The 25,259-nt window shown below is 64.9% G+C and carries 23 protein-coding genes; 7 read left to right on the top strand and 16 right to left on the bottom strand.

Translation table 11 applies throughout. From position 1 onward, the window contains the following. Nucleotides 1-60 precede the first annotated feature (60 nt). Nucleotides 61-1,278 (bottom strand): MFS transporter, encoded by a 1,218-nt coding sequence (locus KI609_RS17365; RefSeq protein ID WP_226444808.1) that lies wholly within the window; start codon nucleotides 1,276-1,278, stop codon nucleotides 61-63. A 278-nt stretch (nucleotides 1,279-1,556) separates the two neighbouring features. Here KI609_RS17365 and hda point away from each other — a divergent pair, with 278 nt between their 5' ends. The 4 genes from hda to folK all read left to right on the top strand — a co-directional run bounded on the left by hda (nucleotide 1,557) and on the right by folK (nucleotide 5,306). After that, complete coding sequence (gene hda, locus KI609_RS17360; protein ID WP_226444807.1) at nucleotides 1,557-2,255, top strand: DnaA regulatory inactivator Hda; 699 nt, start codon at nucleotides 1,557-1,559, stop codon at nucleotides 2,253-2,255. 122 nt (nucleotides 2,256-2,377) lie between these two features. Then, nucleotides 2,378-3,082, top strand: a complete 705-nt coding sequence (locus KI609_RS17355) for an HAD family hydrolase (protein WP_226444806.1) — start codon at nucleotides 2,378-2,380, stop codon at nucleotides 3,080-3,082. 38 nt (nucleotides 3,083-3,120) lie between these two features. Next, nucleotides 3,121-4,761, top strand: coding sequence for a polynucleotide adenylyltransferase PcnB (pcnB, locus tag KI609_RS17350; protein WP_226444805.1), 1,641 nt, complete (start codon nucleotides 3,121-3,123; stop codon nucleotides 4,759-4,761). Between the two features lie 5 nt (nucleotides 4,762-4,766). Continuing rightward, nucleotides 4,767-5,306 carry a 2-amino-4-hydroxy-6-hydroxymethyldihydropteridine diphosphokinase gene (folK, locus tag KI609_RS17345; protein WP_413463337.1) on the top strand — a complete coding sequence of 180 codons (540 nt, stop codon included), beginning with the start codon at nucleotides 4,767-4,769 and terminating at the stop codon, nucleotides 5,304-5,306. A 197-nt stretch (nucleotides 5,307-5,503) separates the two neighbouring features. On the opposite strand, the gene KI609_RS17340 is transcribed toward folK, so the two are convergent. From KI609_RS17340 to KI609_RS17325, 4 genes are read right to left on the bottom strand one after another with little or no spacing between them, the layout of a single operon-like run. Beyond that, entirely contained in the window at nucleotides 5,504-6,493 is a 990-nt protein-coding gene (locus tag KI609_RS17340) for a Bug family tripartite tricarboxylate transporter substrate binding protein (protein WP_226444804.1), read from the bottom strand. A gap of 45 nt (nucleotides 6,494-6,538) precedes the next feature. Continuing rightward, nucleotides 6,539-7,207, bottom strand: a complete 669-nt coding sequence (locus KI609_RS17335) for a response regulator transcription factor (protein WP_226444803.1) — start codon at nucleotides 7,205-7,207, stop codon at nucleotides 6,539-6,541. Further along, nucleotides 7,204-9,399: a sensor histidine kinase gene (locus KI609_RS17330; RefSeq protein ID WP_226444802.1), complete on the bottom strand. Its 2,196-nt coding sequence runs from the start codon at nucleotides 9,397-9,399 to the stop codon at nucleotides 7,204-7,206. Before KI609_RS17330 ends, KI609_RS17335 begins: the two co-directional genes overlap by 4 nt. A gap of 36 nt (nucleotides 9,400-9,435) precedes the next feature. Next, a complete protein-coding gene (locus tag KI609_RS17325) occupies nucleotides 9,436-10,500 on the bottom strand; it encodes a CDP-6-deoxy-delta-3,4-glucoseen reductase (RefSeq protein ID WP_226444801.1) in 1,065 nt (354 codons plus the stop codon). A gap of 48 nt (nucleotides 10,501-10,548) precedes the next feature. On the opposite strand from KI609_RS17325, the gene KI609_RS17320 reads away from it, so the two are divergent. After that, nucleotides 10,549-11,493, top strand: coding sequence for an SDR family oxidoreductase (locus KI609_RS17320; RefSeq protein WP_226444800.1), 945 nt, complete (start codon nucleotides 10,549-10,551; stop codon nucleotides 11,491-11,493). 59 nt (nucleotides 11,494-11,552) lie between these two features. On the opposite strand, the gene KI609_RS17315 is transcribed toward KI609_RS17320, so the two are convergent. From KI609_RS17315 to KI609_RS17300, 4 genes are all read right to left on the bottom strand, one after another. Continuing rightward, nucleotides 11,553-12,203 (bottom strand): DUF4124 domain-containing protein, encoded by a 651-nt coding sequence (locus KI609_RS17315; RefSeq protein WP_226444799.1) that lies wholly within the window; start codon nucleotides 12,201-12,203, stop codon nucleotides 11,553-11,555. A 45-nt stretch (nucleotides 12,204-12,248) separates the two neighbouring features. Beyond that, the gene (locus KI609_RS17310; RefSeq protein WP_226444798.1) at nucleotides 12,249-12,818 is read right to left on the bottom strand and encodes a hypothetical protein; all 570 of its coding nucleotides are present in this window, start codon (nucleotides 12,816-12,818) and stop codon (nucleotides 12,249-12,251) included. A gap of 370 nt (nucleotides 12,819-13,188) precedes the next feature. Continuing rightward, nucleotides 13,189-14,151 (bottom strand): chemotaxis protein, encoded by a 963-nt coding sequence (locus KI609_RS17305; protein WP_226444797.1) that lies wholly within the window; start codon nucleotides 14,149-14,151, stop codon nucleotides 13,189-13,191. 273 nt (nucleotides 14,152-14,424) lie between these two features. Further along, complete coding sequence (locus tag KI609_RS17300) at nucleotides 14,425-15,327, bottom strand: LysR family transcriptional regulator (protein WP_226444796.1); 903 nt, start codon at nucleotides 15,325-15,327, stop codon at nucleotides 14,425-14,427. Nucleotides 15,328-15,469: 142 nt separating this feature from the next. Here KI609_RS17300 and KI609_RS17295 point away from each other — a divergent pair, with 142 nt between their 5' ends. Continuing rightward, nucleotides 15,470-16,111, top strand: coding sequence for an NAD(P)-dependent oxidoreductase (locus tag KI609_RS17295; RefSeq protein ID WP_226444795.1), 642 nt, complete (start codon nucleotides 15,470-15,472; stop codon nucleotides 16,109-16,111). Nucleotides 16,112-16,238: 127 nt separating this feature from the next. On the opposite strand, the gene KI609_RS17290 is transcribed toward KI609_RS17295, so the two are convergent. The 7 genes from KI609_RS17290 to KI609_RS17260 all read right to left on the bottom strand — a co-directional run bounded on the left by KI609_RS17290 (nucleotide 16,239) and on the right by KI609_RS17260 (nucleotide 24,063). After that, nucleotides 16,239-17,102: a fumarylacetoacetate hydrolase family protein gene (locus KI609_RS17290; RefSeq protein ID WP_226444794.1), complete on the bottom strand. Its 864-nt coding sequence runs from the start codon at nucleotides 17,100-17,102 to the stop codon at nucleotides 16,239-16,241. A 19-nt stretch (nucleotides 17,103-17,121) separates the two neighbouring features. Continuing rightward, nucleotides 17,122-17,880, bottom strand: coding sequence for an SDR family oxidoreductase (locus KI609_RS17285; protein WP_226444793.1), 759 nt, complete (start codon nucleotides 17,878-17,880; stop codon nucleotides 17,122-17,124). Nucleotides 17,881-17,935: 55 nt separating this feature from the next. Further along, nucleotides 17,936-19,216, bottom strand: coding sequence for a TRAP transporter large permease subunit (locus tag KI609_RS17280; RefSeq protein ID WP_226444792.1), 1,281 nt, complete (start codon nucleotides 19,214-19,216; stop codon nucleotides 17,936-17,938). 22 nt (nucleotides 19,217-19,238) lie between these two features. Next, a complete protein-coding gene (locus tag KI609_RS17275; RefSeq protein ID WP_226444791.1) occupies nucleotides 19,239-19,796 on the bottom strand; it encodes a TRAP transporter small permease in 558 nt (185 codons plus the stop codon). A gap of 88 nt (nucleotides 19,797-19,884) precedes the next feature. Then, nucleotides 19,885-21,099, bottom strand: coding sequence for a fumarylacetoacetate hydrolase family protein (locus KI609_RS17270; RefSeq protein ID WP_226444790.1), 1,215 nt, complete (start codon nucleotides 21,097-21,099; stop codon nucleotides 19,885-19,887). 67 nt (nucleotides 21,100-21,166) lie between these two features. Beyond that, entirely contained in the window at nucleotides 21,167-22,948 is a 1,782-nt protein-coding gene (locus tag KI609_RS17265) for an IlvD/Edd family dehydratase (RefSeq protein WP_226444789.1), read from the bottom strand. Between the two features lie 92 nt (nucleotides 22,949-23,040). Further along, nucleotides 23,041-24,063 (bottom strand): TRAP transporter substrate-binding protein, encoded by a 1,023-nt coding sequence (locus KI609_RS17260; protein WP_226444788.1) that lies wholly within the window; start codon nucleotides 24,061-24,063, stop codon nucleotides 23,041-23,043. A gap of 152 nt (nucleotides 24,064-24,215) precedes the next feature. On the opposite strand from KI609_RS17260, the gene KI609_RS17255 reads away from it, so the two are divergent. Next, a complete protein-coding gene (locus KI609_RS17255; protein ID WP_226444787.1) occupies nucleotides 24,216-25,184 on the top strand; it encodes a LysR substrate-binding domain-containing protein in 969 nt (322 codons plus the stop codon). Nucleotides 25,185-25,259 lie beyond the last annotated feature (75 nt).

The following is a 25,259-nucleotide window of genomic DNA, read 5'->3' as shown; positions in this document are numbered from 1 at the left end:
TAGGCCCGCCGGGCGGGCTGGAATCCAGGGATTTTAAGGGGCAGGCTTCGGCACCCCACTTCAGCCCTGCGGTACGGTGGGCTTTGGGGTGCGGCCGTGCCGTGCGGACTGCACCAACACACCAGCCAGCGCCAGCGCGGCAAACAGCATTCCGGCGCCAAATGTGGCGCTGGCGCCCAGCCGGTCCCACAGCAGGCCCGCCAGGCCGCTGGCCACCAGCAGCGCCACGCCGCTGACCAGGTTGAACATGCCAAACGCCGTGCCACGCAGGTCGGCGGGCGCAGTGTCGGCCACCATGGTGGCCAGCAGCCCCTGCGTCATGGCCATGTGCAGGCCCCACAGCGCAATGCCCAGCCAGGCGACTGTGCCCCGGTCGCTGAAGGCCAGCAGCGCATCGGCGGCGATCAGCACCACCAGCCCCCAGGCCAGCAGCGTGGTGTGGCGGGTGCTGTCTGCCAGTTTGCCCAGCGGGTAGGCGCCCAGCGCAAACACCACGTTCATGAGCACCAGCACCAGGGGCGTCCAGGCCAGCGGCAGGCCGCCCTGCTGCACGCGCAGCACCAAAAACGCCTCGCTGAAGCGCGCCAGTGTGAAGACGGCGCCCAGGGCCACCACCCACCAGTAGCCAGAACTGAGGCGGCGCAGATTCACGCGGTGGATGGGGTTGGTGCGTACAGCACCTGGGGTGGGCTCTGGCTCGCGCACGCCCACCACGAGCAAGGTCACGCACAGGGCCGCGGGGATGACGGCCACCCAGAACACCGCACGAAAGTCATTGGCCCACAGCAGCATCAGGCCCATGGCCAGCAGCGGGCCCAGAAAGGCGCCCACGGTGTCGAGCGACTGCCGCAGCCCGAACGCCGCGCCGCGCATGCCGGGCGGCGCCAGGTCGGCCACCAGTGCATCGCGCGGCGCCCCCCGGATGCCCTTGCCCACGCGGTCGATCAGGCGTGCCGTGACCACCAGGCCCACGGTGGGCGCAATGGCAAACAGGGGCTTGGACAACGCGCCCAGCCCGTAGCCGAGCAGCGCCAGCGGCTTGCGCCGCCCCCACCAGTCGCTCAGCACCCCCGAGAACACCTTGAGCATGAGCGCCGTGGCCTCGGCCGCCCCCTCGATGAGGCCCACGGTGAGCATGCTCACGCCCAGCGTGGTGACCATGAAGACGGGCAGCAGGCTGTGGATCATTTCCGACGAAATGTCCATGAGCAGGCTCACAAAACCCAGGGCCCAGATGCTGGCCGGCAGGCGCCTGGAGGGCGGCAGGGAGTAGTCCATGGTGTGGTGATCTCAAGGGCAGAGCCGGGTGGCCGTCGCAAGGGGCTTGGGGCAGACTAAAATCGGATCGATTGTCGCCCAGCCCCCTTGCCACCCCGGCAGGATACGGGCCCTGACAACGCGCCGTTTGCCATTGTTCGCCCTTTTTCGCCGCGCCCCGCCGCAGTCACCTACGGCCAAGTGCCTTCCAATTCACCTGTGATGCTGCTGATCCTTCCCCTGCCCGCCGCTCCCGCACTGATCCCCTTGGGCTTGCCCTTGCTGTCCCGGTGCTGCGCATGAAGCAGCTGGCGCTGGACATTGGCCTGGCCACTGGGCCCACGCTCGCCCGCTTTTATGCGGGCCCGAACGAGGCCGCGCTGCAACACCTGCGCCTGGCTGCAGGGGATGGCAGCAGCGTGGCCACCCGTTCGCCAGTGCCCACTTACTTGTGGGGCGAGCCTGGCAGCGGAAAGTCGCACCTGCTTCATGCTGTGCGGCAGGCATTGCGAGACCAGGGCTCCAGCGTGGGTTGGCTCGACCCTGCGGTGGCCGAGCCGCCAGATTTTGACGAGCGCTGGGCCGCCGTGGTCCTGGACGACGTGCACCTGTACAGCACCGCGCAACAGGCCACGGCCTTCAACTGGTTTGTGAACGCCGTCAGCCCTGCCAGTGGCTCGCAGCGCTGGGTGCTGGCTGCTGGGAGCCTGCCCCCGGCGGATTTGCCGCTGCGCGACGATTTGCGCAGCCGCCTGGGTTGGGGCCATGTTTTTCAACTGCAATTGCTGGGCGAGATCGAGCGCCGCGCCGTGTTGCGCCAGGAGGCCGATGCCCGTGGTGTGTTTCTGGGTGACGACGTGATGGACTACATGCTCAACCGTTTCTCGCGTGACCTGGGTAGCCTCATGCAACTGCTCGATGAGCTGGACGCTTTTGCGTTGCGCACCCAGCGCGCCATCACGATCCCCTTGCTCAAAACCATGCTGGAAAGTGCATGAGGAGCAGTCCCCTGTGCGGCTGCGCTGCGTCTCCCTTCTCTCGCCTTGCTGTGCAATGTGGGAATGCCAATGGGGATGCCGTTGCCGCCCGTCAGCGAAGCGCAATGCAATGAATGATGGAAATGCAAACTAATCGCCCTCGCCTGGTACTTTTTGACCTCGACCACACGCTGCTTCCGCTTGATTCGGACTATGAATGGGGTGAGTTCACGATTCGCATCGGCTGGAACGACCCTGTGGAGTTTTCGCGTCGCAACGACGAGTTTTATGCGCACTACCAGGCGGGCACGCTCGACGTGCACGACTACGTGCGTTTTGCCACCGAGGCCATGCGCCTGCGCGGTCCCGAGGCGGCTGCAGCAGCGCACCTGCAATTCATGCGGGAGGTGATCGGCCCGGCCATCCAGCCCCAGGCGCTGGACCTTATCCGCCAACACCAGTCTGCCGGTGACGAGGTGCTGATCGTCACCGCCACCAACGAGTTCGTGACCATGCCCATCGCCAAGGCGCTGGGCGTAGAGCAACTGCTGGCGGTGCAACTGGCGCGCGACGCCAGTGGCTGGTACACCGGCGAGATCGACGGTGTGCCGACCATGCGCGAAGGCAAGGTGCAGCGCATGGAACAATGGCTGGCCGAGCGGCAACTCGGCTGGGCCGATGTGGAGAGCACGTTCTACAGCGATTCCATGAACGACGTGCCCTTGCTGGAAAAGGTCAACCACCCCGTGGCCACCAACCCCGACCCGCGTTTGCGGGCCCTGGCCCAGGAGCGCGGCTGGCGCATACTGGACCTGTTCACGGCCCCCGCCAGCCAGGATGCCCCCTGACATCTGTGCTCCGGCACGCCCCTGATTACTCTCTACCCATGATCAAGACGTTCATCGACAAACTGCTGGGCAAATCGACGCCCGGCACCTCGGGCGGCAAACCACACTTCGGCAAGCGCGAAGAGGTGCCCGCCTCGGTCCACGGCATCAACCCCGAGCTGGTGGACCGCCGCGCCGCCGAGGTGGTTGCCACGCTCAAGCAGGCAGGTTTCGAGGCCTACATCGTAGGCGGCGCCGTGCGCGACCTGCTCCTGGGCCTGCGCCCCAAAGACTTCGATGTGGCCACCAACGCCACGCCCGAGCAGGTCAAGGGGCTCTTTCGCCGCGCCTTCATCATCGGCAAGCGCTTTCGCATCGTGCACGTGGTGCATGGCCGCGGGCGCGAGCATGAGGTGATCGAGGTCTCCACCTTCCGCGCCTACCTGGACAACGCCGCCGCAGGGCAGGTGGCGGGCAACGAAAAAACGAGCAAGGCCCAGCTGTCTGGCATGCAGCATGCCGTGGATGCCAGTGGCCGTGTGCTGCGCGACAACGTCTGGGGCCCGCAGGACGAAGACGCCACGCGCCGCGACTTCACCGTTAACGCCATGTACTACGACCCGGTCAGCCAGATCGTGGTGGATTACCACAAGGGTTTGCAGGACGCCAAGAAGAAGACGCTGCGCATGATCGGCGACCCGGCCACGCGCTACCGCGAAGACCCGGTGCGCATCATCCGCGCCGTGCGTTTCGCCGCCAAGCTCAGCCCCCTGGGTTTCAGCATCGACGCCAAGACCGCCGCGCCGCTGGTGCAGTCGCAGGCCCTGCTGGCCGAAGTGCCTCAGAGCCGCATGTTCGACGAGATGCTCAAGCTGCTGCAGACAGGCCATGCCGTTGCCACCATCGAACAGCTGCGCAAGCTGGGCATGGCCACAGGCATTTACCCGCTGCTGGACGTGGCCGTGGAGCGCGCCGACTCCGCCTTCGTGAAGGCTGCGTTGGTGGACACCGACCGCCGTGTTCAGGAAAACAAACCCGTGGCGCCGAGTTTTCTGCTGGCGTGTGTGTTGTGGGAAGACGTGCGCAAGGGCTGGGAAGACCGCCTGGCACGCCGCGAACACACCTTGCCTGCCTTGCAGGATGCCATTGACGAGGTGTTTGAACGCCGCATTGGTGACGTGTCCGGCCGCGGCAAGCTCGCCGCCGACATGCGCGAGATCTGGGTCATGCAGCCCCGTTTTGAAAAGCGCGTGGGTAGCACCCCCTTTGGGATGGTGATGCAGCCGCGCTTTCGCGCGGGTTTCGATTTCATGCGCCTGCGCGCCGATGTGGGTGAGGTCGAAGAAGCACTGGCCGAGTGGTGGCAGGATTTTCAGTCGGCCGATGATGAGCGCCGCGAAGACCTGATGGACCAGGCCCGTGAAGAACAAAAGGCCCGCCAGAAGGCGCAACCGGTGGTCAAGCGGGTGGCGCGCGGTGCAGCAGGAACGCCCTCTGCGCCATCGTCTGCAACATCGGCACCTCAGAAGCCTCCCCGTGCGGCAGGCCCTGCTGTGCAGGGCGAGGCAGATGCAGGCGATGCGGCTGGGTTCGCGCCAGAGGGCGGTGCGCCCAAGAAGCGCCGCCGCCGTCGCCGCAAGCCCGGCGCTGATGCGGGTGGTGGCGAAGGTGGTGGTCCGGCGGCAACCGCTGGCGAGTAAGCCTGGTGCCTGGAGATATTCGTCCGGCCGATGTTCATGGCGCCGACAGCGCTGCACCGTCACCGGTATTTATCGGGCTGGGCGCCAACCTGGGTGACCGGCAGTCCACCCTGCGCACCGCCGTGTTGGCGCTGAATGCGTTGCCCAGCACGCGCTTGGTGCGTGTATCGCCCTTGTACCGCAGTGCGCCAGTAGACGCCGGCGGGCCGGATTACCTCAACGCGGTGGCCGAGCTGTCTACCAGCCTCGCGCCCCATGCGCTGCTCAAGTCCCTGCAAGCCATTGAACACGCAGCGGGCCGCGAGCGCCCTTATCGCAATGCACCGCGCACGCTGGACCTGGACATCCTGTGGTTTGGCGACCAGGTGATCCATACCGCAGACCTCGTGGTGCCGCACCCGCGCATGGCCGAACGCGCCTTTGTATTGCGGCCCCTGGCCGATCTGGAGCCGGCCCGGGTAGGCGCCGACGCGTTGCAGGCGGTGGCCGGGCAAGCCATCGAACCCTTTGATAGTGCCGACTGGGCTCGCGGCACAGGGGTGTAGTCGCGCGCAGGTGTGCTATAAAAAATATAGCTGCTAGCACTTATGCAGTAAGCGCTAGCAGCCATTTTCTTTAAAATTAGTGCGACTCAGACCGGTACGGACCGGTCCGGCCCGGCCCAATCCGGGCCAGTGCCAGCGGCTTAGCCGGGCCGCTGAGGGCGTGCGCCCCGAGAGGTGGCGCCCATGGGCCCAGGCGATCAATCCACCTTTGCGCCGGATGCCTTCACCACTTGCTGGTACTTGGCGCGTTCGCTGGCCATGAAGCTGTCGAACTGTTGTGGTGTGCTGGTCACAGGCTCGGCCAGCAGCAGGCCGAAGCGGGTCTTGGTCTCTGGCGCGTTGAGGGCCGCCACAAAAGCCTTGTTCAGCTTGTCGATGATCGGCTTAGGTGTGTTGGCGGGCGCCACCAGCCCCCACCAGGTGTCGATCGAGAACCCTTTGAATGTGGCCGACAGGGGGGGCACGCCGGGCAGCGAGGGCGAGGCGTCCAGCGACGTCACGGCCAGGGCCTTGAGTTTGCCCGCGCGGATGTTGGGCGCTGCGGCGGCCAGGTTGTCGATGTTGAAGTCCACCTCGCCTGCCAGCAGCGCGAGCTGGGCCGGGTTGGCGCCACGATAGGGGATGTGCAATGCGAAGATGCCCGCGCGCTGCTTGAACATCTCGCCCGCCAGATGGCCCGCGCTGCCGTTGCCACCGCTGCCATAGTTGAGTTTGGCGGGGTGGGTCTTGGCGTACGCGATGAGGTCGGCCACGGTGTTGATCTTGAGCTGCTCGGCCTTGGCGGCATTGATGACCAGCACGTTGGGCACGCGAACCATCTGCGTGATGCCGGCAAAGTCCTTGGCGGCGTCGTACGGCATGCGCGTATACAGCCACGGGTTGACAGCATGGGTAGCCGTGGCGGCGATGCCGATGGTCAGTCCGTCGGGCGCGGCCTTGGCGATGGCGTCGGCACCGATGTTGCCCCCTGCACCGCCCTTGTTGTCGATGATGACCGTGCCCAGCGAGTCACGCACGCGCTCCGCCAGCGCACGGGCTGTCACGTCGATGGGACCGCCGGGGGCATAGGGCACGATCAGCCGGATGGGTTGGCCGGTAGCCTGGGCCAGCGCCACGGATGCCGTGAAAGGGGTTGAAAAAGCCGCGGCAAAAGCGGCGCTGGTGAGGAGGAGGTTTCTGCGCTTCATGGTGACATTGTGCAAAAAAATGAAAAGATGGCTTACGAGCGCCCGTCAGGGCGTACGGATAACCCCTTCGGACAAACCCAGATCCTCCACCAGCATGCCCAGCTCGTGCGACGAGCGAATGTCCAGTTTGAGGAAAATCGCCGAGCGATGGGTGTCCACGGTGCGTGGGTCGATGGGGCGTTCGGGGTCGCGCAGTGCCAGGGCACGGGCGGTCTCCTTGCTGCTGATGCCGGTGGCCAGCAGGCGCGCCACTTCCTGCTGGCGCGGGCTCAAGCCGCTCCAGCGCTCGCGCAGCAGGTGTCTCCGGCGTTCGTGTTGGGCGCAGTCCTGCGACAGGCTGATGGCCTTTGACACAGCGGCCAGCAGGGTCTGTTCATTGCAGGGTTTTTCCAGCCAGTCCACGGCGCCCTGCTTGACGGCGGTGACCGCAGCGGCCAGCTCTCCATGCGCCGACAGAAACACGGTTTTGAGTACGCTGGCGCGCTGCCGCATGGCGTCAAACACTTGCAGCCCGCTCATGCCGTCCATGCGCAGGTCCAGCAGCACACAGCCAGGCACAGTCAAGTCCACTTGGGCCAGGAATTCGGGCCCATTGGCGAATGTGCGCGGCCGGTGACCGTTGGCCAGCAGCAGGGCCGCCAGAGAATGCCGTACGCCTTCATCGTCGTCCACGATGCAAACGGATGCGGGATGGGGCAGGGAGGTGTCGGTCATGGTGCAATGGCAACGCGGGGAAGCCTGATTTCAAAGAGGGCCCCGCCACCTTCGCGGTTGCGTGCCAGCGTTTCGCCGCCCATGCTCTCGACGATCGAGCGGCAGATGTTCAGACCCAGGCCGAGGCCGTCAGCGCGGGTGGTGAAGAACGGCTCAAACAGCCGTTGCGCCACGTCAGGCGGCAGCCCCGGGCCCCGGTCGAGCACCTGAAGGCAGACGTGCCCAGAGCCGACGGTGGTGCGCAGCAGCAACTCAGGGGGGTGTATGGGGCGCCCTGGGCTTTGGGGCAGGGCCTGCATGGCCTGCAGGGCGTTGAGCCCCAGGTTGAGAATCACCTGCTCCAGCAGCACGCGGTCGGCGTTGACGAACAAAGGCTCTGGCAGCAGGGCCAGGCGCACGGGAATGCCGTGTCGCCGGGCTTCTGCCTGCAGCAGCAGCGCCAGCGACTGCTCTACTGCGGTATTCAGGTCGCAAGGATCGCGGGTCTCGGGGTGCTGGCGTACCCAGCGGCGAATGCGCCCCACGATGTCCGCAGCCCGCAGTGCCTGGTTTGAAAGGGCCGTGAGGCTCTCGTTGAGCAGCTCTGTGCGGCCCTGGGCCGCCATGCTGCGCGCAGCAGCAGCGTAGTTGACCAGCGCTGCCAGCGGCTGGTTGAGCTCGTGCGCGAGCGTGGATGCCATCTCGCCCACGGTGATGACCCGTTGCACACGTTGCAGCTGGGCCTCGCGCTGCTGCTGGTGTTCTTCCGAGCGCTTTTGGTCTGTGATGTCGACCACCGAGCTCATCCAGCCAATGTGTTGCCCGTCGCCATCGATGAGTCGTGCCGTGTAAACCATGGTGTGTACGTCGGAACCATCGCGGTGGCGCAACTGTGATTCAAAGCCCTGTGGCGCCGCCTGGCCCGAAAGCGCGGCCTCGCTGTCTTGCCAATGGCGTGCCAGTTCGTCAGGGTGCCAGTAGGGGTAGGGAGGCAATCGGCCAATGAGTTCCTGGGCGCTGTAGCCCACCATGTCGCACATGGCCGCATTGACGTAGACGATGCGGCCCTCCAGGTCGCGGGCCCGCATGCCGACCAGCAAGGAGTCTTCCATGGACCGGCGAAACGCCTCGGCCTGCTGCAAGGCGTGCGTGCGTTCAAGCACCCTTTGCTCCAGTTCGATGCGGGCCTGGCGGTTTTCACGCAAGTGCCGCTCGCGCAATTGCCAATAGAGCGCGCCCAGCACCAACAGGCCAGAGGCCAGCATGGCCAGCGCCCACGCCTGCTGCCGCGCCTGCGCCACCACCTTGCTGTCGGCGGTGAGCGTGAGCGTCCAGCCCAGGTCGGGCAGGGTCTCGGCCAGCGCCAGGTAATCGCTGCGGGTCTGGGGCACACGCAACTGCGCGCCGGGCTCGTCCTCCCGCTGGCGCAGCACCTTCCACGGCACGGGCTGCGGCACCCAGTGCCCGCCGTATTGTTCGTCGTGTTGCAACTGCCGGATGTCCTGATCCGGCAGGGCATGGGTGGTCTTGTAGAGCCAGTGGTGCACCGATCCCAAGAAAATGATGCCGCGCTGGTCTGTCACAAACACCGGGTCGCGCAGTTGGGACCAGGTGTCCACGATGGGCTGCATGTTTACCTTGACGGCCACCACGCCCACGATTTTTTCTCCGTCATACACGGGGGCCGATACAAACAGGCCGGGCTCGCCGGTGGTTTTGCCCACGCCATAAAACCGCCCGGCCTGCCCCTGCAGGGCATCACGGAAATAGGGGCGGTTGCCATAGTTCTGGTGGACGAAGCTGGTGGCGGTATCCCAGTTGCTGGCGGCCAGCGTCAGCCCGTGGGCGTCCATGACATACAGGGCCTCGGAGCCGGCATTCGTGTTCACGGTCTGCAGGTAGGCGTTGGCTGTGTTGCGGGCGGTCTGCGACTGCGGGTTGCGCAGCAGGGCCATCACATGGGGCTGCTGCGCGGCCGTGAACGGCAGGTAGCTGTACCGGGTTGCCACGCCGCGCAACGCCAGCGCTTGCACTTCGCTATTGCGGCGCAGGTTGTCCCATTGGGTATCGAGCGCGTCGCGCCGGGCCCATTCACCCGCGCCCAGCACCATAGCAACGGCCACGCAGAACACGGCCGCCATCGGGCCTGTGCCGTGCAGCGCATGGCGTATGCGGCCCGCGGCAGGGGGCTGGCGCGGAGCGCCGGTTGGCATAGCCTGCGGTGCGTTCACGGGCCCCTGCGCATGCGGCTATGCGCCGTGTTTGTCGGCTTCAGAGGTGAACGAGTCCGCATAGAACTCTTCAGGCGGCAGACCCCGCTGGGCGCAATAGGTTGCACGTGCCGAATCCACCACCACGGGCGCGCCACAGGCATAGACCTGGTGGCCCGAGAGGTCGGCGCAATCATCGAGCACAGCCTGGTGTACAAAACCGGTGCGACCTCTCCAGCCATCCTCGGGCAGCGCGTTGGACACCACCGGCACGTACGTGAGGTGGGGCATATCGGCGGCGCGGGCCAGTACCCAGTCGTGCATGTAGAGGTCGTTCGGGCGGCGGCCGCCCCAGTACAACCGGGTGGGGCGGGTGATGCCTTTGAACTGCATGTGCTCAATGAGCGCCTTGATGGGCGCAAAACCGGTGCCGGACGCCAGCAGCACGATGGGCTTGTCGCTGTCTTCGCGCAGGAAGAAGCTGCCAAACGGCCCCTCCACCCGCAGGATTTCCTTTTCTTTCATGGCGCCAAACACATGGTCCGTGAACTTGCCGCCCGCCATGTGGCGAATGTGCAGTTCCAACCCGGGCATTTCGGCTTGCGTGTGGGGCGCATTGGCCATGGAGTACGCGCGGCGTGCGCCGTCGCGCAAGATGAATTCGATGTACTGGCCCGCGTGGTAGCGAAAGGTGTCGGCTGCGGGCAATTGCAGCCGCACCTGCATCACGTCCGGCGATTTTTGAACCAGGCTGGCAACGCGCACCGGCATCTTCTTGATCGGAAATGCGCTTTCGTCCGTGACCTGGCGTGATTCGAGCACCACGTCAGACAAGGGCTTTGCGCAACAGGTCAGCACGAACCCAGCGGCTTCTTCGTCGGCCGACAAGGCCTTGGACTGGTGCTCTCCATGCTGCACGATGCCACTGAGTTTTTTGCACTTGCACGAGCCGCATGCGCCATCCTTGCAGCCATAGGGCAGGCCCACGCCGCTGCGAATGGCCGCCGCCAAAATGGCTTCTCCTGCATTGGCACTGAAGGCGCGCCCGCTGGGCTGCACCGAAATTTGAAATGCTGCGGTGGCGGCCGCCTCTACGCTGGTCATGTTGTGGGTATCCTCGGGCGTGTTGTATACATGCAAACGGACCCGATTTTGCCTTCAAACCAAAACCCCCTCGGAGCCTTGCCTGCACGGTTTCGCCGTGAACGTTTGCTGATTGTGGGATGCGGCGACGTTGGCCAGCGCGTGTTGCGCCATTTGCGCACGGGCCCGGGTGCAGGACGCATGCAGGTGCTGGCGTTGACCTCCAGTGCCGACAAGGCAGCGCGGTTGCGTGCCCAGGGCGCTGTGCCACTGGTGGGTAATCTGGATGACATGAACACCTTGCGGCGGCTTTCCGGCGTAGCCACGCGGGTGTTGCACCTTGCGCCTCCCCCCGGGGAAGGTGCGGGCGGGCGCGACTGGTGGCGGGACCCGCGCACCGTGGCGCTGGCCCGTGCGCTGCGTCTGCGCAGCCTGCCCGTGTCTCTGGTCTATGCATCCACCAGCGGTGTGTATGGCGATTGCCAGGGCGCCCTGGTGCCAGAAACGCGGGCCGTGGCACCCGCCACTCCCCGGGCGCAGCGACGGGTGAACGCCGAACGGGCTGTGCGGCACCTCGGCCGTGCGGGGGTACGGGCCAGCGTGCTGCGCATCCCCGGCATCTATGCGGCCGACCGTGAGGGCGGGACCCCGGAGGCGCGCCTTCGCCGGGGCACCCCGGTGCTGTGCGCGCAAGACGATGTCTTTACCAATCACATCCATGCCGACGATCTGGCGCGCGTGTGTGTGGCGGCCCTGTGGCGCGGCCGACCCCAGCGCGTTTACAACGTGAGCGATTCCACCCACATGAAGATGGGGGACTATTTTGACCTTGCTGCGGATCTTTATGAACTGCCACGCCCACCCCGTGTGCCGCGCAGCACCGCGCAAGAACAGTTGTCACTGATGCTGCTGAGCTTCATGAGTGAGTCGCGCCGGCTGGACAGCCAGCGCATGGTGCAGGAATTGCGTCTGCGGCTGCGCTACCCCAGCGTCGCGGACGGCTTGCGCGCCTAGGAATAACGGCCCGCGCCGATAGGTGAGCGCATCGCACCAGCATCGTCGCCAGCACCGGCTCAGCGCGGGTAGCTGTTTCCTTTGCCGTCATAGCAGCGAAACACGTTGCACTGCGTGAAGTTTTTCGGCGGCGGTGGTGGGGGGGGGCGGGGATGCACGGGGCGGACAGGGTAATAAGGCGGCGGCACCACCACCACGGGGGGCGCAGCATTGGATGCACCTGCTGCGCGGGCTTTCTCGACCTGTGCGTAGCCTTCAGGGCCCAGGCAATCGAGGTCCACTTGCCGTTGGGCGGCCTGCATGCGCAGGTTTTGCTCGTAGGTGCCATTGCCCGCGTCCCCTAGCACGATGTCCAGATTGCGGCGCGAACGGGTGCATTCCTGCGTGAGCGCATAGTCCTGTGCGTTGGCACGCTTGGTGCGGGCCGGTGGTGGGTTGCGAGCGGCCTCCGCCTGCGCGGCGGCAGTCTCTGCCTGCAGCCGCTCTTGTTTGTTCGCCAGTGCCTGCGCTGCCTGTTCGCGCTCCAGCTGGATCTGTTCGGGCGTTTTGCGGGCTTCCACCTCCAGGGCGGTGGTGCCGCTTGCGCATTGACCGTCGGTGTAGGTGACTTTCCCGGTCTTGGCGTCAGTGCAGCGCACCACCTGGGCCTGGGCGCTGACACCCAGGGTGGCAACACACAGACATGCAATGAGGTGGTGGATGCGGTTCATGACAGGCCAGAACAGGGGGAGTGGTTAGACAACGCTCATGGTCTCTCAGGGTTTATCGAAGCTGTTGGGTGACTGGTTACGGCGCCATCCGGGCGGGGCTCCGCGATTGTCGTCCGGTGCGGCCCGAGGCGGACGGTTGTCGCGGTCGCGCCGGTCATCTGCCGCGCGGCGATCACGTTCGGCCTGTTCGCGGCGGGCTTGATCTTGGCGGGCGTTGTTTTGGTCGCGGGCCCTGCGGTCTGCCTCACGTGCTTGTTGATCGCGCTGCGCCCGATCACGGGCTTCGCGGTCGCGGTCACCACGGTCCCGTTCTGCATGGTCGCGGTCTCTGTCTCTCCAGCCGTTGTTGTCGCGCCGGTTGTCCCAGCGGTTGTTGTCCCGGTCGCGCCCTTGCAGGTAGATCACAGGTGGCGGGGCGAAGTAGATGACCGGAGGGGCGCGGTAGATGGGCGCCGACTGGTACACGGTGGGCGGGGCGCTGTAGATGTAGCCGGGCTGCTCGTATGTCTGGTAGCGCGGTGGCTCGTAATAGGGATCCCCGGGCACGGCGACGCAGCCGGTCACGAGCACTCCCAGGGCCGTGGCAGCAAGGAGGCGAGCGAATGTATAGGTCATGGGGGTCAGACTCCTGCGCGCGGAGCGCGTTCCGCTGTGTCCGTAAAGCCGTTGAAAAGCCGAACCGGTGCGTGTTACAAATTCGATGCAGGCACGCATGGGGCGAATCCATTTAGCGTTTGCCGACACCGTTTGGTTGACGCCAGCGTGCAAGGCAGGCGTGAACGGGTGGTAAAGCTCCCCTGCGCGGTCGTTGGTGGGTGCCGCTGTCTATTCAAAAATGATAGCTGCTAGCGCTTTCTATATAAGCGCTAGAGGCCCTTTTTGTCGAATTTTATGGCGCGACCCGCTTTTGAAGCGCTGGCTTGCGCGCCCCTGGTCTGCTGCTTGGTTGTCAGCAGCGACCCTGGCGCGGTTGAGGTTGCCGGGTTTACTTGGGCAGCACCTGGCGGATCGTTTCAGCCAGGTCTTCTGCCACGAACTTCGCCACATAACCATCGGCACCTACGCTGCGCACATGGTCTTCATTGGCTGAGCCAGACAGGGACGAATGGATAACCACCGGCAGGCCGTGAAAACGGGCGTCTTGCTTGATGTTGCGGGTGAGGGTGAAACCATCCATTTCGGGCATTTCCAGATCGGTCAGCACCATCGCGACGCGGTCCAGCACCGTCTTGCCCTCGGCCTCGGCACTCTTGGCTATAGCGTTGAGGCGGTCCCAGGCCTCCTTGCCCGACTTCACCATTTCATAGGGCGCCTGCAGTGCCTTGAGCTCTTGCTCAATGAGCGAGCGCGCCACAAACGAATCGTCGGCCGCCAGGATGATGCAGCCGGGCTTGAGCTTGAGCTTGGCGCCCACTTTTTCAGCCGTGACCTCCTGGCCGTCCGACGGCGACACCATCTGCAAGATGGCTTCCACATCCAGCACCTGGGCCAGGCGAGACCCGTCGGTGTTGCCGTCCAGGCGCGCAATGCTGGTGACCAGTTTGCCTGCAGCACCGCTGGTTTCGGCCGAAAGGACCTGTTTCCAGTCCAGCCGGACGATGTCCTCCACCGACTCGACGGCAAAGGCCTGTGTGGTGCGTGCGTATTCGGTCACCAGCATGATGTTCAGGCCGGTCTGTGGTTTGCAGCCCACAATGGACGGCAGATCCAGCACCGGGATCACCTGTCCGCGCAGATTGACCACCCCCAGCGAATGCGCCGTGGTACCCGCAATCGGTGTGATGCTGGGCATTGCCACGATCTCGCGGATCTTGAAGACATTGATACCAAACAACTCGGATTTGCCCAAGGCACTGTCCGTGCCCAAGCGAAAAAGCAGCAGCTCGAACTTATTGGTGCTGGTGAGGTTGGTCCGCTCGTCGATATCCTGCTGCACTGCTTTCGTCATGGCGTTTTCCTTTGCGCAGATACGCGCGTTTACAAATTTTAGGAGGAGAACGTCACCTCGGTTCGCCTATTTTTTTTGCCCAAGGGGCGAAGACCCGATGTTGCACGGGTGTTGGACAGGGTTTGCACAGGGGCGGCACGCTGGGGGCACCCTCGCTTGTTTCACCAGCGTGCGCTTTGGCGGGGTATGACGTCACCGGCTCCCTCGGTGGCCGAACCAGTGGGCGCTTGACGCACAGCAGGCGCTGACCGACGCTGCCAGGGGCGGCCCGATTCAATCCGTGATACCCGGCAACTGCCGCAAGTAGCTGTGCAGTGCCGCAATCGCTTGCCGCACTTTGGCGGGCTGGGCATCGCGTTGGGGCGTCACCGCCCAGATGTCGAGCGTGCCAAAAGACCACTCAGGCAACAGCCGCACCAGTCGTCCCGCCTGCAGGGCTTCGTTGGCATCCATGCTCCCCACCAGTGCCAGGCCCAGCCCTGCCTCGCACATTTGCTGGATGGACAGCTGGTTGTTGCTTGCGATGCGGGGCTCTACCCGCAGTGCCCTGGGTTCACCCGCAGGGCTTCGAAGGTCCATCAGCAGCCCGCCACTTTCTCGTGCGAAGCCAAGCCAGCTGTGGGCGAGCAAGGCTTGGGGCTCTTGCGGCAGGCCATGTGCCGCAACCCATTCGGGCGAAGCGGCCAGCACCCACTGCATGCCACACAGGCGCCGCGCGGCCCAGCTTGAATCCTGCAGGCGCCCAAAGCGCACCGCCAGGTCAATGCGCGCGTTGATAAGGTCGATGGGAGAGTCGTCCACCAGCAACCGCAGCCGAAGTGCGGGATGGGCGGCCAGCAGCTCACCCAGGGCGGGTGCAATGTGGCGCGCAAAGCCCACGGTGGCTGACAGGCGCAACTCGCCACTGGGTGCGTCACGCGAAGCGGCCAGCTCGGCGCGCGCCTGTTCGGCTGCCGCCCACATGGCGGCGCAGCGCGCGTGGTAACGCTGGCCGGCCTCGGTCAGCGCAAGCTTGCGGGTGGAGCGGTGCAGCAGCGTGACGCCGCCATCGCTTTCGAGTTTGCGTACCTGCTGGCTCACGGCCGAGGTGCTCATGCCCAGGGCGCGCGCGGCGCCGCTCATCGAGCCGTGCTGCACCACGGCGGCAAACACCGCCATGCGTTTGAGGTCTTCCATGGAGAGGGAGGGCTATGGATGATGGCTGATTGTGAAGTGGTACTTCAAAGACAAGGTGATTTAAGCCCTCTACCGCTTGCTTTGACAAGCTCCTATTCTCACTGCATCGACCTTATGGTCCATCATCGAGAAGGAAACAGACATGAATATCGCCCTCATTGGCGCCACCGGCTTTGTCGGTTCGGCGGTGCTGAACGAACTCCTGCAACGCGGTCACCGTGTAACCGTGCTGGCGCGCAACCCGGCCAAGCTCGCTGCCCGCGAAGGCCTGAAAGTGGTTGCGGGGGACGCACAGGATGCCACCCAGGTCGCCAACGCGGTGGCAGGCCACGATGCGGTGGTCAGCGCCTACAACCCCGGCTGGGAGAACCCCAACATCCACGACGAGTTCCTCAAGGGCACATGTTCCATCCTGGATGGCACCAAGCAGGCTGGCGTGCGCCGCTTCCTGATGGTGGGTGGTGCGGGTAGCCTTTTTGTGGCACCCGGTGTGCAGTTGGTGGACACGCCCCAGTTCCCGGCCGAATGGAAGCAAGGCGCCCTGGCAGCGCGCGAAGCGCTGAACCTGATCCGCAACGAGACCGCGCTGGACTGGACTTTCCTGTCGCCTCCCATCCTGCTGGCCCCCGGCGAGCGCACCGGTCAGTACCGCCTGGGTGCGGACGCCCCCCTGATGAACGGCGAGGTACCGGGCGGCATCAGCGTGGCCGACCTGGCCGTGGCCATCGTGGACGAGCTGGAACACCCGCGCCACGTGCAAAAGCGGTTCACGGTGGCCAGCTGACGGCTTGGCTTCGGGCCCATCACCGCACGGAGCTTTCGGGGGTGCGAGGCCTCATGCCGTGATGGCCGTGTCGGGCGGGTGCAGGCAGGCTGCCGCGCTGTTCGTACCGCCCGCGCTGTGAGGCTCTTCAGCCGTCGATCAGGCTGGGGTCCCAGGCGAAGACTGTTTGTTTTTGATCGCCCAGCTTCTCGATGCCCAGCGTCATGACATCGCCAGGCTTGAGAAACTGCGGTGCAGGCTTTTTGCCCATGCCCACACCGGGCGGGGTGCCTGTGGTGATCAGGTCCCCCGGCTCCAGCGTCATGAAGCGGCTCAGGTAGCTGACCAACTGGGCCACGGTGAAGATCATGGTGCGGGTGCTGCCGGTCTGCTGGCGCTCGCCGTTCACGTCCAGCCACATCGACAGGTTTTGGGGGTCACCCACTTCGTCGGCGCTGACCAGCCAGGGACCGATGGGGCCGAAGGTGTCACAGCCCTTGCCCTTGTCCCAGGTGCCGCCGCGTTCGAGTTGGTACTCGCGCTCTGAAACGTCGTTGATGGTGCAGTAGCCCGCCACATGGCTGAGCGCATCCGCTTCGCTGACATAGCGCGCCCGCGTGCCGATGACCACGCCCAGCTCCACCTCCCAGTCGCTCTTGACCGAGCCCTGTGGCAACACCACCGGGTGGTTGCAGCCGACGGCGCAGTCCACGGTCTTGGTGAAGATGATGGGCTCTTTGGGAAGGGGCATGTTCGCCTCGGCCGCATGGTCGGCATAGTTCAGGCCGATGGCAATGAACTTGCGCATGCCTGTCCATGGCACTGCCAGTCGTCCCTGGGGCACAACGGGCAGGGCGGACGCGTTGATGCGGGCCAGCGCTGCCATGCCATCGGGTGACAGCGTGCCGGGTCCAATATCGGGCAGCACGGCGCTGAGGTCGCGCACCGTGCCATCGGTGTGCAGCAGGGCGGGTTTTTCCTGGCCCTTGGGGCCGTGGCGCAAAAGTCGCATGTCAGTGGTTCCTTGTGAACTAGTTAGACCAGCCACCGTCGATTATCTGGGCGGTCCCTGTGGTGAAGGCAGATTCATCGCTGGCCAGGTACACGGCCAGCGCGGCAATTTCTTCGGCGCGACCGAGCCGTCCCATGGGTTGGCGCTCCACAAAAGTTGACTCCACCTGGGCCAGGCTCTGCCCTGTGGCCTTGGCCTGTGCACTGATGCGCTCTTGCAGCGACGGCGACAGGACGGTGCCTGGGCAGATGGCATTGCAGCGAATACCCCGGCCCACAAAATCGGCCGCCACCGACTTGGTCAGGCCCACCACGGCGGCTTTGGTGGTGCCATAGACAAAGCGGTTGGGCGCACCTTTGATGCTGCCCGCGACCGAGGCCATATTGATGATGGAGCCTTTACCCTGGGCCAGCATGCCGGGCAGAAACGCCTGGATGGTGCGAAATTGCGATCGCACGTTCAGATCGAATGCAAAGGCCCATTCGTCCTCGGTGCAGTCGAGCACTGTACCCGCATGCACAAACCCTGCACCGTTGAAGAGCACGTCGATGGGGCCTGTGGCATCGGCCACGGCAGCGATGGCCTGCGGGTCGGTCACGTCCATGGGGTGCACGGTGCAGCCGATGGCATCTTGCAGCGACGCGAGCGCTGGGGCATTGATGTCGGTGGCGATCACGCGGGCGCCCTGGGCCGCAAACGCGATGGCGGTGGCGCGGCCAATGCCCTGGCCAGCGGCAGTGACAAAGGCTGTTTTGTTCGCAAGTCGAAGTGGGTTCATGGTTCGAGGATGAAGCGACGATGATGGGGTTGGGTGTGTGTATCCGGTGCGGGGCCTAACCGATGAACCAGCGCATGGGCACCAGCACGATGGACGGGAACAGCACCATCAGGAACATCACGATGAACTGGGCGGTCATGAACGGGATCACGCCCCGGGTCACTTCGTCCATGCGCATTTTTCCCACCCCCGCCACCACATTGAGCACGGTGCCCACGGGGGGGGTGATCAGGCCGATGGCGTTGTTGATGATGAACAGCACGCCGAAATACACGGGGTCGATGCCTGCCGCCTTGACGACAGGCATCAGCACCGGGGTCATGATCAGGATGGTGGGCGTCATGTCCATCGCCGTGCCGACGGCCATCACCAGCACCATGATGGCAATCATGAGCAGCGTGGGAGAGCCCATCAGGGGTTTGAGCATCTCGATCAGTTGCCGGGGAATATCGGCCACCGTGATCAGCCAGGCACTCACCATCGCTGCCGCGACCAGGAACATGATGATGGCTGTTGTCTTGGCAGCGCTCACAAACACCGCCGTGAGTTGGCGCCAGTGGAGCTCGCGGTACACCACGGTGGCCACGAAGAGTGCATAGACAGCGGCAACGGCAGCGGCTTCCGTGGGGGTGAACACGCCCATCTTCAGACCCACGATCACGATCACCGGCAGAAACAAGGCCCAGGTGGATTCCTTGAGCGCCTGCAGCTTTTCTGCGCCCGACGTCTTGGGCGGTGGGGTGATATTCTCGCGCTGCGACACCCAGTACCACGCCACGGCGATGGACAGCCCCATCAGCAGGCCCGGCACGATGCCCGCCAAAAACAGCTTGCTGATCGATACGTTGGCCGCCACGCCAAACACCACAAAACCGATGGAGGGCGGAATGACGGGGGCGATGATGCCGGCCGAGGCAATCAGCCCCCCGGCGCGGGCCTTGTCGTGGCCCGCTTTGACCATCATGGGCAATAGCAATGCGGCCAGGGCCGCAGTGTCGGCCACCGCAGAGCCAGACAGCGCCGCCAGCATGCACGCCGCCAGGATGGCCACAAAACCCAGGCCGCCACGCTTGTGTCCCACCAGCGTGAGCGCCAGCGTCACGATGCGCTGGGAAAGCCCACCCACATTCATGATCTCGCCCGCCAGCATGAAAAACGGCACGGCCAGCAGCGGGAACGAGTCCGCGCCGTTGATGACGTTCTGCGCCAGGATTTGCGCGTCAAACAGGTCCAGGTGCCACATCAGCGCCGTGCCAGACACCAGCAACGCATAGGCAATAGGAACGCCGATGGCCATGGCCGCCAGCAAAGAGCCCAGAAAGATGAAAACGGTCATGGGATATTGCTCCTGGGGCGAGTTATTTGGGGGTGTCGGTGCGATCGAGGTGCAGCGCTTCGATCGATGCGAGGTCTTCCGACTCGGTCACCTGAATCAGTTGGTCGTCGCGGATCTGCCCAGACAGCAGGCGCCAGAGGTCCATCAGCAGCAACAGGCCCGACGCCACTGCAAACACCACCCCCGACGCATAGAAGATGGCCATGGAAGCCCCCGTGACCGGTGCCTCCACATCCAGGTTGATGCGGGCCTGGGCCAGTGCGCCGCTGAACAGCAGCCAGGTGCAAAACAGCATCAATCCGTAGCTGACCACCAGGCACACGCGCCGGCCTATGGGGGGCAGCTTGGCAAGCACGATGTCGGTGCCCAGGTGGCCGTGCTCCCTCACTGCCACGATGGCCCCCAGGAAGGTGATCCACACAAACAGCCAGCGCGACAGCTCCTCGCTGACGGAAATGCCGGAGTTGAAGGCGTAGCGCAGCACCACGTTGCCAAACACCAGCAGCACCATCACGGCCAGGGCCAGCGCGATGAGCAGGTTGATCCATTGGCAAAACCGGTCGATGAGTGCATTGAGCATGGTGGTGTCTCCGTGATGGCTCAGGCCATTCAATTCTTGGTATCGGGGGACGGGCCGCCGGGGCGATGCCCGCAGTGGCCCAGGGGGGTCAAAGCGTTGTGCCGCGCAGCAGGCCGCGTTGCCAGAGGTTGCTGACAAGGGCTCGCAAGCCAAAACGCCATGGCGCCGCCGTTTCGCTGTGGGTCACGCGGTTGTGCAGGCCGCCCAGCCAGGCGCTCTGGATGGTGACCACGTCGCCCAGCTTGTGGGTGAAGCCGCTGCCAGGCTGGTCGCGGTCTTCAATGGGGGCGAACAATGTGCCCAGGAACAGCATGAAGCCATCGGGGTACTGGTGCGCCGCCAGCGTTTGTGCCACCAGGTCGGTCGGGTCGCGGCTGATGCTGGCCATGGTGTTGATGCCGCGCAGCTCATAGCCGTCCACCCCCGCCACCCGCAGGTGCACGGTTTCGCTCCGCACCTGCTCCATGCCGAAGCCCGCGTCGAACAGGCGGATGAAGGGGCCAATGGCACACGATGCGTTGTTGTCCTTGGCCTTGCCCAGCAGCAGCGCACTGCGGCCCTCGATGTCGCGCAGGTTCACGTCGTTGCCCAGCGTGGCGCCCACGATCTGGCCCCGGCTGTTGACGGCCAGCACCACCTCAGGCTCGGGGTTGTTCCAGGCGGAGTCCGCCCGGATACCGATGTCATCGCCACAGCCTACGGACGCCAGCACCGGCGCCTTCGTGAAGACCTCGGCATCGGGGCCAATGCCGACCTCCAGGTACTGGGACCACAGCCCTTTTTCTTGGAGCAGTGCTTTCAGGGCCATGGCCTCGGGCGATCCGGGGCGTATGTCGGCCAGGTTCTCGCCGATCAGCCCGATCACCTGGCTGCGCAACCCCTGCGCGCGGGTCGCGTCGCCCCGCGCTTGTTCCTCGATCACGCGTTCGATCAGGCTGGTCGCAAACGTGACGCCTGCCGCCTTCACCACTTGCAGGTCGCAAGGGGCGAGCAACCAGGGCAGCGTGGGCTGGCGTTCGCCCGGCAGGCTGTTCCGGATCAACGCGTCCACACCGCAGATACGACGCCCCAGTGTGTTGTGCACTGCCTGTGCGGGCAACTCCGTGTCGAGCAGGGTGCTCATGGTTGGATAGCTGTCGCTCAGGTCGAAGACGCCCTCGGGCCGAAGCGCCACCACGGCCGGGCCGGGGATGGCGCCGTGGGTCCACACGCGGCCCACCAGCGTGCCCTGTAGGCCATCGTTTGGCAAAACCTGGGCGTGCGTGTCCGCACCGGCCGCACGGGCCGTTGTCATGTTGTTCATTCGAAATCCTTAAGGGTTCAATGCGGGGCCCGCATGCTGCGCTGCGTGGTGGTCAGCATCGCCCGCTTCAGTGGTTGTGACGCGGGGTTTTTTCAGAGATGCGTTGGAACTGCAGCGCAAAGTCCAGCGTGGCGCCATCCACCAGCTGGCCCGTCTTCTCGCGGTACAGCGCTTCCCAGGGCGACTGGCTGGCGGGTACGGGCGGTGCGGGCAGCTCACGTTGGCGGCGTTTGATCTCATCAGCCGCCACCAGCGCGTCGCAGCGGCCTGTGTTCAAGTCGATGCGGATCGTGTCGCCGCTGTGCAGCCAGCACAGGCCACCGCCCACTGCGCTCTCGGGCGACGCGTTGAGGATGGAGGGGCTGTCTGCCGTGCCCGACTGGCGTCCGTCGCCCAGCGTGGGCAGGGTGTTGATGCCGCGCTTGATCAGCGCATCGGGCGGCTGCATGTTCACCACTTCGGCCGAGCCCGGCCAGCCGATGGGGCCTGCGCCGCGCATCACCAGGATGCAGCCTTCGTCGATGTTCAGTGCCGGGTCGTTGATGCGGGCGTGGTAGTCGTCCGCGCCCTCGAACACCATGGCGCGGGCTTCAAAGATGCCTTCCGCGCCCGGCTGGCTGAGGTAGCGCTGGCGAAAGGCTTCGGAGATCACCGAGGTCTTCATGATGCCGAAGTCAAACAGGTTGCCGCTAAGCACCATAAAGCCGGCCTTCTCCATCAGCGGCGCACTAAAGGGTTTGATCACCTCGCGGTCGCGCGTTTCGCGGCCTTGCAAGTTGTCGCCGATGGTCTTGCCCGTCACGCTGGCGCAGTCGCCGTGCAGGCGACCCGCCTGCTGCAGCTCCCACATCAGGGCGGGTACGCCACCTGCGCGAAAGAATCGCTCGCCCAGAAACTGGCCCGCCGGCTGCATGTTCAGCAGCAAGGGCAGGTCGTAGGCATGTTCGGTCCAGTCCTGGGCCTCCAGCACCACGCCCGCGTGGCGCGCCATGGCCATGATGTGCACCTGCGCATTGCTGGATCCCCCGGCCACGCTGACCACCGACAGGGCGTTCAGAAAACTCTCGCGCGTGAGGATGCGCGAGGGCCGCAGGTCTTCATAGGCCATCTCGACAATGCGCCGCCCGGTCTCGTAGGCCATTTGGCCGCGTTCCCGGTAGGGCGCCGGAATGGCGGCGCAGCCAGGCAGCGACAGGCCCAGCGCCTCGGCCACGGCGTTCATGGTCGATGCCGTGCCCATGGTGTTGCAGTGGCCTGCGGAGGGGGCGCTGCTGCAGGCGCGCTGCAAGAATTCTTCTTCATCGATCTCGCCTGCCGCCAGCTGGCGGCGGCTGCGCCAGATCACGGTCCCCGAGCCCACCAGCTCACCGTCGTGCCAGCCGTCGAGCATGGGCCCGCCCGAGAGCACGATGGCCGGGATGTCCACGGTGGAGGCGGCCATGATGCCTGCCGGTGTGGTCTTGTCGCAGCCCGTGGTCAGCACCACAGCGTCGATGGGGTAGCCATACAGGATTTCCACCAGCCCCAGGTAGGCCAGGTTGCGGTCCAGCGCGGCCGTGGGGCGACGGCAATTTTCAAAAATGGGGTGGACGGGGAACTCCATCGGAATGCCGCCCGCGTCGCGGATGCCGTCGCGCACGCGGCGCGCCAGGTCCAGGTGGATGCGGTTGCAGGGCGAGAGGTCACTGCCCGTTTGCGCGATGCCGATGATGGGCCGGCCCGAGCGCAGCTCTTCGGGCGTTAGCCCATAGTTCATGAAGCGTTCCAGATAGAGCGCGGTCATGTCGGAGCGCGCGGGGTCGGCAAACCAGTCGCGCGAGCGGAAAGGGCGGCGGGGTGTCTTGTCCATGGGATACCTGCGGCGAGAAATATCGACGAAATCACGAAATCACGAAATCACGAAAGGCACGCAGCAGTGCTGCGTGCCTGGGCCACGCAGGGCTACTTTGCAGCAGTGGCTGCAGTGCCGCGTGCCTTGGTCAGTTCGCCCATCAGCTCATTGGTGGTTGCTTCGCCAAATTCACGGCCGTACTTGGTCAGCACGGGTTGAAGCTTGGCGCGCAGCTTGGCCTGTTCGGCGGCGGGCAACTCGGTGATCTGCATGCCCGCCTTCTTCAGCTCGCCCAGCGCGGTTTCGCTGAATGCGCGAATCGTCTTGCGCTCGTACACGGTGGCTTCGCGCGCAGCCTCCTGAACGATCTTTTGCTCCTGGGGCGACAGGCCGTCCCAAGCCTTCTTGGACATGAGCAGCACCCAGGCGCTGTACATGTGGCGTGACAGCACCAGGTGCTTTTGCACCTCATAGAACTTGCTGGCCAGGATGGTGGCGGGCGGGTTCTCCTGCCCGTCCACGGCAGACTGCTCCATGGCGGTATACAGCTCGGTAAACGGCATGGGCGTGGCGTTGGTGCCCAGCGCGTTGAAGGTATCCAGGAACAGGGGGCTCTGGATCACGCGCAGCTTCAGGCCCGCCAGGTCGTCGGCCTTGTTGATGGCGCGGCGCGAGTTGGTTACGTGGCGAAAGCCGTTCTCCCAGAAGCCCAGGCCGATGAGGCCCTTGTCGGGCAGCATGGCCAGCAGCTTCTGGCCAAAGGGGCCGTCCAGCACGGCATCGGCTTCTTGCTCGTTGTTGAAGGTGAGCGGCAGGTTCAGCACGCCAAAGGGCTTGATCAGCGACATCAGCGTGGACGAGTCGGGAATCGTCATCTCCAGCGTGCCGCCGCGCAGGGCCGATGTCATGCTCACATCGTTGCCCAGCGAGCCGCTGGCAAACAGCTTGGCGGTCATCTTGCCGCCGCTCTTGGCTGCCAACTGCTCTGCAAAGTACTTGACTGCCAGAGCCTGGGGATGGTCTTCGCTCAGGCCGATGCCGACCTTGAACACATGTTCCTTGATTTGCGCAGACACCGGGGCGGCCAGGGCTACCAGCACCGTGGCGGCCAGGGCGAGGGTTTTGAACTTCATGTTTGTCTCCGTTGGAATGGCTGTATCGCGATGAGGCAACCCATCGGCGCCCGCGATCCCTTTGGCGGGGCCGTCTTGACGCAGGCCGAAGATTAGGTCTGGCATCTGCCTGGGTCCACTGAATCTTTTGCTACGATCCATTCCAAACACTTATGAGTTCAGACGTTTTTCCGGGGAAACCCTTGTCTTTGGCGCAGGCCTGTGCGCGGCTGCGGTTTCGGCATTTGCAGTTTCTCGACATCCTCGGGCGCACCCGTAATCTGCGGTTGACGGCCGAACAAATGCACGTCACCCAGCCCGCAGCCACCAAGATCCTGATGGACATCGAAGAGATCCTGGACGCGCGTTTGTTCGACCGTTTGTCGCGCGGCATGCGGCCCAACGAGCTGGGGCTCTTTACCCTGCGCTATGCCAACGCGGCACTCGACGGGCAGCGCCAGTTTGTGGACGAGTTCAATGCCCTCAAGCAGGGCGGACATGGTCACCTGACGATTGGTGCGATCACGGGGTCGGCGGCCCATCTGCTGGTCGCGTCGGTCGTTGAGATCCAGCGGCTTCGCCCCTTGCTGGTATTGAAAATACTGGAGCAAAGCAGCGACCAGTTGGTGGAGTGGCTGGCCGAACGCAAGATCGACCTGATGATCGGGCGCTTCACCGAAGAGGCCCAGCGCAGCCAGTTTCACTACGAGCGCCTGTCTGCGGAGCCTTTGCAGGTGGTGGCGGGCCTGCATCATCCCCTGCGCGGCGCCATGGACCTGGCGCTGACCGAGCTGGCCCACTGGCCGTGGATTCTGTATCCCGCCTCGACGGCGGTACGCAAGGTGTCGGACGATATCTTTGGTGGCGCCGGCTTGGCGCCGACGTCGGGGCTGGTGGAGACGCCCTCTTTTCTGTTTGCGCTGGAGCTGATGCACACCACCAACATGGTTTCGCTGCAGCCTGCCGCGCTGGTTGAAAGATACGTGAACAAGGGCCTGCTGGCACGCATCCAGGTCGAGCTGCCAGACCGCATGCCCGACTATGGCCTGATCACCCGCCTGGGCGAGCCGCCCACGCCAGCGGCGCAGGCTTTCATGGATGTGCTGCGCGAGACGGCAGGCCTTGGCTTTGACGCGCCGTAATGGCGGGAGACGGATGTGTTTATCAATAACCAACAGTTATTGAACAGGGGGCATTTTGGGGGGGTGATGGCGCCT

Source organism: Acidovorax radicis, from assembly GCF_020510705.1.
Classification (GTDB): domain Bacteria; phylum Pseudomonadota; class Gammaproteobacteria; order Burkholderiales; family Burkholderiaceae_C; genus Acidovorax; species Acidovorax radicis_A.
Note: the sequence above shows the minus strand (reverse complement) of the source record. Positions and strands in the feature narration are given on the sequence as shown.